Genomic DNA, 12,955 nt, shown 5'->3' on the forward strand with positions numbered 1-12,955 from the left:
CTGTCTACGAAAAGTTTATATCCGTTTAAGCACTAATAAACTATTATTTTGACGTAATGAATACCAATATTCATTACGTCTTTTTATTGGGGGAGTCTAATATCCTGGCATGGTAATCAATATTTATAAGCAATATTTGCAGCTGGGCAGTACTGTACTTATACTTAGCGGGGTTATTTTTACTACTAATATCAAAGAAACTAAGGCTGAAGCTATACCGGATAGTTCCCTAGGCATAGAAGCTTCGATTGTTATACCTAATCAAAATATAAATGGCCGGCCTGCAAGTTTAGTCCAAGGTGGTGCAGTCCGTAATGCTGCTACGGTGTTTCATAGTTTTGAAAGATTTAGCATATCTGAAAGCCAAGCCATATATTTTGATAATCCTTCAAGAATTAAGACTATTGTCAGTAGAGTGACTGGCATTAGCCCATCCGATATCAATGGAACGCTAGGGCTGTGGAACAGTCTAGCGGGAACGTTGGGTAATGCTGATTTGTTTTTCATTAATTCTCGTGGAATTTCCTTTGGTCCCAAAGCAGCTTTGGACCTCAATGGTTCATTTCTCGCTTCTACTGCAACATCAATAAATTTTGGGGATGACTATCAATTCAGCACAGTTAACCCTACTGCTCCTCCTTTATTGACAATTAATGTACCGACAGGGTTACAGATTTCTTCCCCTAAATCTACTATTTCCAGTCAAGCTACTTTTAATATCATTCCCTTGCCAACATTTGGATTAAACGTCATGCCTGGTAATACTTTGGCATTGGTTGGTGGCGACATCCTTATTCAAGGAGGGAGTGTAGGAGCACCGGAAGGCCGCATCGAACTGGGCGGTGTGCTTAATGGAGAGGTGGGTTTACAACCTGACTTCAGAGGATGGAAGTTGGACTACTCTCAAATCCAAAACTATAGAGATATCTTGGTAGACAAGCAGTCAATTGTGGCTGCTAATGGAGTTGGAGGTGGTGAGATTCGTTTGCAGGGTAAAAATATTGTTATTGATGATAATTCAAGGATTTTTGCGACGGTAAATTTTGGAGCAGAACCAGGGGGCATCATAGAGATTGATGCTTCTGAAATTCTACAGATTAGAAACGGGAGCGGTATTTTCACCTCTACTTTGGCAGATGGTGATGCAGGAGATATTTTGATCAAGGCTGACAAAGTATTTTTACAAAATGATGCAGCTATTGCCACAGATTCTGCTTTTATAAATCTTGGTTTTTTTCTAATGCGAGCTAATGGAAATAGTGGCAACATCTATATCACTGCACCTGAATCAGTTGAAATAATCAATAATAGCCAGATCTCGACAACAACGAATACTCCAGGGAATGCTGGTCTGATCAATATTGAAACAGGTCGTCTGGTTGCTAGAGAATCATCATTATTCCCAGCGATTAATTCTGTAGCAGAAATTGGCAGCGAAGGTGATGCAGGTGATGTCAACCTGTTTGCAACTCAGTTTGTTCAAATAAACAATAGCTCCATTTCTACCTCTACTGCTGGTCTTGGAGATGCTGGAGATTTAAAAATCAATACATCAGAGCTTCTTTTGACAAATGGTGGCAGACTTGAGGCTTCAACAGTTGGTTCAGGAAAGGGGGGGAATATTGCTGCCTTTGTATCTGATCAGATTAATATTTCGGGCAATACTCCAAATGCAGGCCAACCTAGTGGCATCTTTTCCATAGTTGAGGTAGGAGCATCTGGGGCAGGCGGTCAACTACTCTTAAGTACAGGCCAAGTAGTCATTGACAATGGTGGCCAAATTTCTACCTCTACTACTGGTTTTGGAGCTGCTGGCAAGATTGATATTAGGGCATCACAAGGAGTTACCTTAATCGATCCTGGAAGCGGAGTGTTTGCTAACACTACTGATACTGGACAAGGAGGAACTATTTCATTGTTTACCCCAAATTTTCTGATTGAGAAGGGGGCTGTTGTCAATGCCAGTACTTCTGGGAATGGTCGAGGGGGCAGCATTTTTATCCGGTCCAATCGTTTTACAGCTCGTCAAGGAGGTCAACTTCTATCTACGGCATCGGGTCAGGGACCAGCAGGGGATATCACCTTACAAGTGCGCGACAACATCACCTTGATTGGGGCCAATAGTGGATTGTTTGCTAGCACTACACCTGATTCTACTGGGGCTGCTGGCAATATCTTTATCGATCCGATACAAGTGTTGATCACCAATGGTGCAGCGGTATCAGCGACTAGCTTAGGTATGGGTAAAGGGGGAGATATTCAATTGCGCGCCCGCAATTTAACCCTAGACCAGGGCCAAATTACGGCTGAAGCAGCAGTGGCCCCAGCGGGGGATATTCAGTTAAATATTGCCAACTTCTTACTATTACGAAATGGCAGTTTGATTTCGACGACTGCGGGTGGGGATGCTACGGGGGGCAATATTGATATCAATGCTCAACTCGTTACAGCATTTCCATCGGAGAATAGTGATATTACGGCTAATGCCCTCAATGGTCCAGGTGGCAATATTACCATTACGACTCAAGGGGTTTTTGGCCTAGAGGTCCGAGACACGCTTACGAATTCCAGTGATATTGCGGCGTTTTCTCAGACTAATCCCCAACTCAACGGCATTGTCGAAATCATCACTCCTGAGGTGGACCCTAGCGAAAACTTATCTGAACAACCCGATGCCGTTGAAAAGCCGACGGAGATCTCTAGGGGGTGTAACGCCCAAACGGCTAGTAGTAGTTTTGTGAGTAAGGGGCGAGGGGGCTTGCCCCACAATCCAGCGACTGCTTTGAGTAGTGAAGCTATCTGGCAGGATCTACGTGCGCAAGAAATACAGTCTCCTGTGCAATCCATTAGTCAAATGACACCCAAATCCACTCCACAGGCACCTGTTGCTGCTCCATTCAAATGGGTAGAAGCCAAAGCTTGGCAAAGGTTACCTAATGGGAAAGTGAAGCTTGTGGGCAATTCAATCAATCAAAACACTTTGCATCCCGCGCCCTCTTGCTAGTTCATGTTCTCTGTCAGTGAAAGGTTCTAGTGCTTTGAAAGGGAATAGCGTAAGCTGCTGTAATCTGAATTACAAACTTATGTAAATCTCTGCACAAATGCCAGCTATTTTTCTGATAAATGGGTAGTTCGCCATTCATCCTGTCATTTGGGTTGCTATTTAGCATCACTGATGATTCTTGACTTGTTAATCTTTTTTAGTGATCGCAAAATATAGGCTAGCTGTGATAGATAATAAGCACATCCCATATGATCTTTACTAATTCGATTTTTTCTTTTAAGTCAAGAAAGTATAAGTCAAATATGTAGGTTGAGTGATTTCAGATGGAATCCCCTAAATACCAATCAAATGAAGGAATAAAGATTGAAGGGGAAATCACATTGCTGATGTATCAGACGACATCAGACAAGAAAAAAGTTCAGCTCAGCTTATTCAAGCTGACAACAGATGATGATGAAATATTTACTTTCTGCAATCACTATAAAGAGTCTTCCAGTTCAAAAAGCATAAATATATTAGTGAGTCTGGAAAGCCTGCAATTTTTTGATGAATATAGTCAGAATCATTTTAGTCTCTTGAATAGAGTTGTAATCTCAGTTCGAGAGCAAGTTTTGGTAAGCATAGAAGCTGTTGCAGAGAAAAAAATATCTCGAAGTCTAAAAACAATCAACCAGGCATCAAATTTTGCGATTAACGCAAGTATCCCTATTGAAGTTTTTTGTAATAGCCAACTAGCATCCCGTCATCAAGAGGCTTTTGACGCAGCAGCAGAACGATGGTCACAAATAGTAGTCGGAGGATATCCAAAAATTGGAATTAATGCTCCCAAATCAGAAGGTATGATTATTGAGGTATTTACTTCATTTATTGATGGTCCTGGTGGGATTCTGGGGGGGGCCAAACCAATAGATATTAGGGCTGGTTGGAGATTACCTAACGCTGGTTGGATGATATTAGACTCTAGTGATATTGAGCGAATGGATGATCAGGATATTTTAGTTGATGTAATTTTGCATGAGATTGGACATTTATTAGGTTTAGGGACCCTTTGGCAGGCATCAGGATTAACACAAGGTATTGGAGGCAGTAATCCAGTATTTGTGGGGCAAAAAACCATGAGCGAATATGCTCGGCTGACAGGTTATACGGCTCCTATTCCTGTTCCGCTAGAGAATAGAGGTGGCTTTGGTACTAGAGATTTTCATTGGCGAGAATCCATGTTTGGAAATGAGTTAATGACAGGATTGGTAGATGGAAAAATAAACCCAATTAGCCGATTAACTATAGCAGCTTTGGAAGATATTGGTTATCAAGTTAACTATGATGCAGCCGATCTTTATTCCATTAAAAATTTTAGCAGACTGAAAAAGCTAAATGATAGTACTCAAGGCATTTCTGGCCTCTACTGCTCTGTAAAATAATATGACTAATCATGGGCGAAGGAGATACAAATACTAATTTAAGTCAGCACAGAAAACCTATATGAATATCACACTAATAATTCATGATATATTCACGAGTATATCTTTTTATAGTTAGATTTAATTCATTCTACATTGAACCAAGGAGCTGATACGATGACATCTAATACAATTGACATAAATCCGGAATTTGTAAGGATCCTACAATCTGCTGTGGGAACTGATTTAGACTGCGAACAACTTAAAGCACTTAATTCCTCTTCTGTAAATATAGTTTTTGGCTGTGTTCAAGCATTAAGCTATATCCCTGATCTTAATGATCAAAAATGTAACCCTCCAGAACTTCAGAAAGTTTTACTCAGGGATATTTTTGGTCAAACTAAATCGATTAAAAAAACTCGCTCTAACAATGATGATTGTATTGCTGAAAATTTGAATGATTTTGAGAGAATCTTTAAAAATGCTGCTGACTTCGGCCATGAAATTTTTGCCATTTCAAATGGCAAAAATTTAACTTTAGCTACATTGGTTATCAATAAGTGCAACGCAAAAAATGCTGCCCAAGCTGCATTTATAACTAAAGATGGTGGCAATCCGAATCCTTTCTAGTCTTAAGCGCACAGTAAAGCAATAAAACGGCCAAAGTAAAGGCGTTGCTATATGCCAGGATGACTCCAATATTATCTATATCCAGAGATATTTTGTATTGCAAAGCTTTCAAGGTATATCGTTTTTTAAAGTCTTCTTCAAATTTTGCAACGCCCAATAAGGATCAACTGTTGTTTCTATCATTAAACGTAGTTTGAGAATTGTTAATACTCCAAAAATAAAAATCGCCGAGACTTCATTATCACCAATTTTACTCAGGTATCTCTTCCCTAAGTCTATGCACATATCAAAAGCTAGAAACCCCACCTACCTACAGTCAGTTATTTAAATTCATTGAGATAAAGGCATATAGTTTTGTGAGAATACTTTGTGACGATAGCTTCTATCTTATAAATCTTATATAAATGCACTTTTAAGGATTCTCAAATCAAAGAAGCTAGCTAAGAATCTATTTTAGAAGTCTTTGGAAACCCTCGTCAAATCTAATTTTCAGCGGTTTAACTATTTCGGCCATAACCAAATACTGGATAAGACTTCTGGAAAAATTCCAAACAGATTCTAACATTTTTATTTTTAAAAAAATGATCCCATCAACCCCAATACTAAAATTTTTAAAGTATGTAGCTTTCACAGTAGTAGAGATTTTTTTTAAAATCCCTAAACTGGAATTCCTATGACCTAATATTCCTATGACCTACTATATAAATATTCTAAATTATCAAACAATCCTATAGTATAGATTTTCTTACAAAAGAAATCTGACTATTGCACTTAAGTTACTTGATAGTTAACTTATGAAGAATTTTATCCCAGCATTAGCAATCGCTCTAAATTTGACACTATTTTTAGCAGAAGCTTCATTTTTTTCTGTTCGGTGTCAATCAATTCAAGCTGATGGAACAACGCCTACAAAGATAGATCTGCCAGCATTTGGAAAATGCCAAGGTACTTGCACTATTTCAGGAGGAAAGCGTCAAGGGAATAACTTATTTCATAGCTTTGAAGAATTTAATGTGGACTTAGACTCAACAGTCTTATTTGTAAATCCAAATGCACAAAACATCATTAGCCGTGTGACTGGTAACAATCCTTCCAATATCTTAGGTACATTAGGAGTACAAAGTGGCGAGGCTAACTTATTTCTTGTAAACCCTAATGGAATTTTGTTTGGAGAAAAAGCTAGCTTAGGTCTTAACGGATCTTTTATAGCGACAACTGCGAATGCCATTCAATTTGGTAATCAAGGCATTTTGAGCGTTTCTAAATCTGACATTCCAAGGATTTCTATTAACCCTTCAGCATTGTTTTTTCAAGAAGCTAGTGGCGCAATTGTAAATAGTTCTCGTGAGGGACTTTCTGTACCTACCAGCCATAGCCTCCACCTTATTGGTGGTGATGTAATCCTAGACAATGGAAGAATCAATAGTTTTGGTGGTCGAGTTGAGTTGGGGGGGCTAGCTACATCTGGAATTGTGACTATATTACCGGATAAAGAAGGTTTTTCCCTGAAATTCCCTGATAGCAATTTGAAGTCTAACGTACTACTTACTAACGCAAGAATTGATGTTACAGGTGAGGGTGGAGGTAATCTATCAATTAATGCAGGTGAGATAGAAATTGAAAGAAGCAGATTACTGGCAGGTATAGGGATTGACCTGGGCTCCAGTTTTACCCAAGCTGGAAATATTACACTTAAAGCAGATGAATCAATAACGATTCACAGTGAAAGTAATATTAACAATAGACCACTTTTTAATGCAAAAGGTTTAGGTGGTGATGTTGTTATTAATTCTAAAAGCTTATATGTGACTACAAATTCACAAGTAGGATCAAATACTTTTGGAATTGCATCTGCAGGTAATGTAATTCTAAAAGTTCAAGAAGAAATATTGTTAGATTCAGGGTCTATTTTTAATAGCGTAGCAACTTTTCAAGATTTTAGGGCAACAGGTAATGGTGGAAAAATAATTGTAGAAACTGATAAGCTTTATTTGAAAAATGAAGCCGAATTTGCAGCGAACGTTAACGGAACAGGTGATTCTGGTGGAATCACCATCAATGCTAGTGATATTATTCTAAGCAATTTTAGTGGAATACTTAGTAGTGTCGAAACAGGTGGAATTGGACAAGGTGGGGAAATAAGAATATTCACTGATACCCTTACTTTGCAAAGTGGATCGCAAATTGCCTCATCTGTCCTCAGGGCAGTAGGTGGTACACCTGGTGGAATTGGGGAAGGTGGAGATATACATATTGAGGCATCTGAAAGTATTAACATATCTGGTTTCGATGAGACGAACGGATTCCCCAGCGGCATTTTAGCCGCTACTGAAGAGGGCGCTATTGGTCCTGCAGGAAATATAATTATAAAAACTGATACCTTTAGTATTGTTGATGGAGCATTGTTAAACACAGATACTTTTAATAAGAGTGATGGTGGAAGCATTACAATTTTTTCAAATAACCTTGAAGTAATTAATGGAGGTCGAATTAGCACCGCAACTTTTAATCAAGGTAATGCAGGTTTTATTAAGCTTAATGTGACAGGAGAGATAAAATTAGCTGGTAGTGATGCAAATTTTGATCGCCGCCTTAAATTGATTGAAACTTTTTTAGTTGAAGCTGGTAGTGATAAAAATTTAGTTATAGACCGGATCAATAGCCTAAGAGACATTGGTCCTAACAGTGGTCTTTATGCTAGTGCGACTTCAGGTGCTTCTGGTAAAGCTGGAAATATTTCTATTGACCCCAGATTAGTTTTGATTCAAGATGGTGCCAATATTACTGTTAATAACGCTGGCTCTGGACCAGGCGGTGATATTTTTCTCCAATCGATTGATTTGACTCTTGATAACGGAACAATCTCTGCAACATCTAATAGTAATTCTGGTGGTAATATCTCTCTCTTAATAGATAATATTTTATTACTGCGCAATAACAGCCAGATATCAACTACTGCCGCTGGCGATGGCACAGGTGGAAATATTGATATCAAAGCCAGCCTTATAGTTGCCTATCCATTTGAAAATAATGATATAACTGCCAATGCGTTGAATGGGAAAGGTGGAAAAATTACTATTACTACTAAGGGGATTTATGGGCTAGAGGAAAGAAATCAACTTACTGACTTAAGCGACATTACCGCTTTCTCACAAAATACTCAATTGAATGGGGTTGTGGAAATCACTAATCCAGAAGTCGACCCAAGTGAAAATCTATCTGAGCAACCTGAAGTCGTAGAACCCCCGAAAGAAATTGCCAAAGGCTGCCGACCTGGCCAATCCCTCGGTGGCAGCACATTCACCCACGTGGGTCGCGGTGGACTCCCTATAAGCCCCCACCACACCCAAACCCCCACCACTGTCTGGCAAGATCTTCGCTCTCACAACCTCCAACCCACCTCCATCAGCACCACCGATACATCACCCTCTTCCCTTATCCCCTCCCCGCCCCCCAACATCACCGAAGCCAAAGGCTGGACCAAAGACACCCAAGGCCGTATTTACCTAACTGCCGACGTTCCCCAACCAGCCCAGAGCCTCCAACCCATTGCAACTTGCTAGACACCCCAGATTGACCGAAAATAAATGACTAAATCGGGAAACTGGGCATTTGTCATTCGTTTGTGAACATGGGCAAAAGAATCTGGAAAAGCATCACACCATCAACAACCGTGAGGAAGGGAACATTAATGCTTCAAAGAAAGGCTCGAAGACTACTGCCTATTACTCGTAGAAAATTACGCTGGTTGGGAGTGGCCCTTTGCAGTACCTGCCTAGTCCTTGGCCTAAGCCTTGAGCAACGTCCTGCCCACTCCACCTCGGCCCTCCCTACCGCGAACCAACTGACCATCAACGCTCCTACAACTCCTCGCCCACGCCTAGCTAGCAACCCGACCCAACTGGTGGAACAAGGGAAAGCCTTTTACCAAGGGGGACAGTATGCCGCAGCCGCAGAAGCCTGGTCTCAAGCTGCCCAAAGCTATAAAGGTCAACCCCTTAATCAAGCCATCGTCCTCAATCAGCTGAGTCTTGCTCAGCAAGAACTGGGTCAATGGCTAAAAGCCCAAGATAGTATTCGCCAAAGCCTAGAGATAGTTGGTGAACCACCAGCCCCTCAGAATTTGTCCATCTATGCTCAAGCACTAAATGCCCAAGGCAGTTTAAATTTGTCCCAAGGCGACCCCAAAAGCGCCTTGGACACCTGGGGTAAAACAGCAGAAATTTATGCTCAACTTGGAGATGAAATTGGTCGCATTGGTAGCCTGATTAATCAGGCCCAAGCCCAGCAAGTCATGGGACTCTACCTTCAGTCTCGAAAGAATCTGGAAAAAGTCACCGCTGAATTGGACCAACAGGCTAATCCTGCAATTCGGGCCACTGGTTACCGCAGTTTAGGTAATGTATTACGCTTAGTCGGTGATCTAGAAGAAGCAGAGAGATCTCTACTCCTGAGTTTACAGAACGCCGAAGCAACCGACGCTCCCCAAGAAGTGAGCATGACCCAACTCAGTTTGGGAAATACTGCTCGTGCCCGCAAATCCTTTGACCTTGCTATTGACTATTACCAAAAAGCAGCCCAGTCTCCTATTCCATCGACCCAGCAACAGGCTCGGCTAAATCTACTCAGCGTCTTAATTGAGAAACAGGACTGGTCCCAAGCCCAACAGCTCTGGCCTCAAATTGAAACGGAATTAAGTGGGCAACCCCCCAGTCGCCGCAATATCTACAGCAAGGTTAACCTCGTCAAAAGCCTGGTAAAGCTTAATCAAGAGTCATCTAGCAAGACTCCCTCTATTCCTGACATTGCCAACATTACGGCAAAGGCAGTTCAGCAATCCTATGATATTGATGATCCGCGTGCCCAAGCTTATGCTTTAGGAAATTTAGGAAATTTATATGAACTAGGTGAACAGTGGTCAGAAGCTCGCAAATTGACGGAGCAAGCTCTTTTTATTGCCCAGGCGAATAATGCCAGTGAGATCAGTTACCAGTGGCAATGGCAATTGGGGCGCATTATGGATGCCCAAAAGCAAACCGATCAGGCCACCTCTGCTTATCAAGGAGCCTTTCAGACCTTAGAATATCTCCGCAAAGATCTGGTTGCTACTAATCCGGAAGCCCAATTCTCCTTCCGTGAAAGTGTGGAGCCTGTGTATCGAGAACTCGTAGATTTATTGCTGCGGGGGGACAATCCGAGTCAGGAGAATCTGAAACAGGCTCGTGCAGTGATGGAATCTCTGCAGTTAACGGAATTAGATAATTTCTTTCGGTCTGCTTGCCTGGATGGTCAAATTATCAGTATTGAAGATATTGACCAACAGTCAGCAGCAGTGGTGTACCCCATTCTGCTCAAGGATCGCATTGAACTGATCACCAGCTTGCCTCAGCAGGAAGGCTTAAAGCATCAAACGATTCCTATTCCCCAGTCTGAAGTAGAAGAGACCATCAAGCTTTTTCGTGAGGAAATCGAAAAACCCTACACCTTTATTGAAAGTAAGGAGTTAGGCCAAGTTGTCTACAACTGGCTGATTCAACCCCTCCAAGCTGAATTAGAGGAAAGCCAGGCCGATACATTAGTATTTGTGCTGGATGGGGCACTCCGTAACCTTCCTCTGGCTGCCTTATATGATGGCGAGAAATACCTGATCGAAGAATATGCTCTGGCTTTGGCTCCAGGCATGCAGCTGATCAATACTGAGCCTCTGCAAGGGCGAGAACTCCAAGTGATTGCCGCGGGGATTAGCGAAGCACGAGGTTTTTATCCACCCCTGGAAAATGTCAAAAAAGAATTAGATAAGATTAGCCGATTGGTTACTAGTACAGTGCTGCTGAATCGTGATTTTACTAGTACTTCACTACGAGAACAGATCCAGTCCTTGCCCTATCCCATTGTGCATCTTGCCACCCACGGTAAATTTAGCTCAGAAGCAGAGAAAACCATACTGCTGGCTTGGGACAAAGAAATCAACGTCAATCAGCTTAATGAGCTATTGCGTAGCAGTGAACAAGTCCGGCCAGAACCCATTGAGCTTCTAGTGCTAAGCGCCTGCGAAACGGCTGCTGGAGATGACCGGGCTGCCTTAGGGTTAGCGGGTGTCTCAGTTCAAGCAGGAGCACGTAGCACCCTGGCTTCCCTATGGAGTTTGGACGATGAGTCAACTGCCTCCCTTATAGGAGAGTTCTATGACGAACTCGTTCAATCTAAAGTCTCCAAGGCCAAAGCCCTACAAAAAGCCCAGGTCGCTATGATCAGCGATCCAGACTTCCGTCACCCAGCCCACTGGTCAGCATTTGTGCTGGTAGGGAACTGGCTGTAGTTTTGTTTTCATAAAAAAATGCCAGGAGCCAGAATTGAACTGGCGACACGAGGATTTTCAGTCCTCTGCTCTACCGACTGAGCTATCCCGGCGCGGTTAGTAACTTTTGACCTTTGTCATCGTAGCGAACTTATTACCACTTGGCAACCATAAAATTCTCTTGACTTCAAAATCGGTCCAGTCTTTGCCCCGTATAGACCCTGAATCTTTCTTTCAATTCGGAAACATTTTCACCACAAAATTCCCTTAGGAGGCATTCAGTGTCTCTAATAATGGGGGACAACAAAGGAATAGCTGCCAAAATAGCTATTGGGAAGATGATTGCAGGCTGCCGTTATTATTGGCCAGAATTTTCTCGTTCAGTACAGAGAGGGCTTTGGCATATTGAGGATCGGCGAGGGTGCCAATCTTTTCTCGGTCTAGAGAAAGGGCTTCCCGCTGATCATCTGTGAGTTTGACCTCGATATCTGGTTCAATCCCTTTTTTGTTGATATCTCGACCGCTAGGGGTAAAGTATTTGGCAACGGTCACTGCCAGACCTGAACCATCCTCTAAAGGATGCACGGATTGAACCAGCCCTTTACCAAAGGTTTTAGTGCCAATGAGAACGGCCCGTTTGTTGTCCTGCAAGGCCCCAGCTAGAATTTCGCTGGCACTAGCTGATCCTCCATCTACAAGGATTACAAGGGGTTTATCTGTGAGGGTGTTTTTACCAGAGGTGAGCTTGTCTTCACCGCCTTTACGATCCACTGTGGAAACAATGGTGCCTTTACCCATCCACATGCGAGCGATCTCTGCACTGGAGTAGAGTAAACCCCCTGGATTAGAACGCAGGTCAAGGATAAAGCCTTCAACCTTTTGTTTGTTCAAGGCTTGAATCGCTTCGCGCATTTCCGAGGAGGCATTGTTGCTGAACTGATTGAGGCGAATATAGCCTACATTACCGGCTGGGTTTTTTTGGTTGGAAAAGCGAACAGGATGTATCTCGATTCGGGCTCGCTTGATCTTGAAATTTAGTTGCTCTTTATCTCGTAGAACAGTGAGGGTAACGTCGGTGTTGACGGGACCCCGAATTAAGCTGACGACACCATTAATATCCATCCCTTTGGTGCTTTTGTTGTCAACTTTGATGATGACATCCTTAGATAAAAGTCCAGCGTCTGCGGCTGGACTTCCTTCGATGGGGGAAATAACGGTGATGTTTTTGGTCTCTTCGTCCTGGGTAATTTGAATCCCAACCCCAGTCAGCTCACCGGAGGTATCAATTTGCATGCTCTTGAATTGCTCTGGATCCATGAAGCGAGTGTAAGGATCTTCAAGCTTGTCCAGCATTTCTCGGACTGCTTTATAGGCTTCATCCCGAGAGGTATAGTTGCGATTTAAATATTTGTTGCGAATATCACGCCAATCATTGCCGTTAAATGTGGCGTCAACATAGTCATGATTGATGACTTGCCAAACCTCGTCCACCACTTCTTTCGGACTTTCTTTGAACACGGCCCAACTGGACTGCCAAAGGTTTGCACCAATGACGACAACACCCGCTCCAACAAGGGCTGTTGTTCCTAATACTAGTCCGTCTTTTGAATTCGCCATAAGCCT

At 42.2% G+C, this 12,955-nt stretch carries 6 protein-coding genes and 1 tRNA gene; 5 read left to right on the top strand and 2 right to left on the bottom strand.

Features of this window, described 5'->3' with window-relative positions:
• The first annotated feature begins 109 nt into the window (after window positions 1–109).
• The 5 genes from I1H34_RS09115 (at window position 110) to I1H34_RS09135 (ending at window position 11,353) form a co-directional block, all read left to right on the top strand.
• A complete protein-coding gene (locus I1H34_RS09115; protein WP_212665330.1) occupies window positions 110–3,004 on the top strand; it encodes a beta strand repeat-containing protein in 2,895 nt (964 codons plus the stop codon).
• Window positions 3,005–3,327: 323 nt separating this feature from the next.
• Window positions 3,328–4,425 (top strand): leishmanolysin-related zinc metalloendopeptidase, encoded by a 1,098-nt coding sequence (locus I1H34_RS09120; RefSeq protein ID WP_212665331.1) that lies wholly within the window; start codon window positions 3,328–3,330, stop codon window positions 4,423–4,425.
• Window positions 4,426–4,581: 156 nt separating this feature from the next.
• Window positions 4,582–5,034 carry a hypothetical protein gene (locus I1H34_RS09125; RefSeq protein ID WP_212665332.1) on the top strand — a complete coding sequence of 151 codons (453 nt, stop codon included), beginning with the start codon at window positions 4,582–4,584 and terminating at the stop codon, window positions 5,032–5,034.
• 794 nt (window positions 5,035–5,828) lie between these two features.
• On the top strand, window positions 5,829–8,597 hold the full coding sequence (locus I1H34_RS09130) for a two-partner secretion domain-containing protein (protein WP_212665333.1): 2,769 nt from the start codon (window positions 5,829–5,831) through the stop codon (window positions 8,595–8,597).
• 128 nt (window positions 8,598–8,725) lie between these two features.
• Window positions 8,726–11,353, top strand: coding sequence for a CHAT domain-containing protein (locus I1H34_RS09135; RefSeq protein ID WP_212665334.1), 2,628 nt, complete (start codon window positions 8,726–8,728; stop codon window positions 11,351–11,353).
• Between the two features lie 19 nt (window positions 11,354–11,372).
• Here the strand turns inward: I1H34_RS09135 and I1H34_RS09140 are convergent.
• Window positions 11,373–11,445, bottom strand: a tRNA-Phe gene (locus I1H34_RS09140).
• Between the two features lie 214 nt (window positions 11,446–11,659).
• Entirely contained in the window at window positions 11,660–12,949 is a 1,290-nt protein-coding gene (gene ctpC / locus I1H34_RS09145; protein WP_212665335.1) for a carboxyl-terminal processing protease CtpC, read from the bottom strand.
• Window positions 12,950–12,955 lie beyond the last annotated feature (6 nt).

This window comes from Acaryochloris marina S15, assembly GCF_018336915.1.
Taxonomy (GTDB): Bacteria; Cyanobacteriota; Cyanobacteriia; order Thermosynechococcales; family Thermosynechococcaceae; genus Acaryochloris; species Acaryochloris marina_A.

What these genes read in the sequence shown, in the direction of transcription:
- I1H34_RS09115 (WP_212665330.1), top strand. Translation starts at nt 110, where the DNA reads ATGGTAATCAATATTTATAAGCAATATTTGCAGCTGGGCAGTACTGTA.
- I1H34_RS09120 (WP_212665331.1), top strand. Translation starts at nt 3,328, where the DNA reads ATGGAATCCCCTAAATACCAATCAAATGAAGGAATAAAGATTGAAGGG.
- I1H34_RS09125 (WP_212665332.1), top strand. Translation starts at nt 4,582, where the DNA reads ATGACATCTAATACAATTGACATAAATCCGGAATTTGTAAGGATCCTA.
- I1H34_RS09130 (WP_212665333.1), top strand. Translation starts at nt 5,829, where the DNA reads ATGAAGAATTTTATCCCAGCATTAGCAATCGCTCTAAATTTGACACTA.
- I1H34_RS09135 (WP_212665334.1), top strand. Translation starts at nt 8,726, where the DNA reads ATGCTTCAAAGAAAGGCTCGAAGACTACTGCCTATTACTCGTAGAAAA.
- ctpC (WP_212665335.1), bottom strand. Translation starts at nt 12,949, where the DNA reads ATGGCGAATTCAAAAGACGGACTAGTATTAGGAACAACAGCCCTTGTT.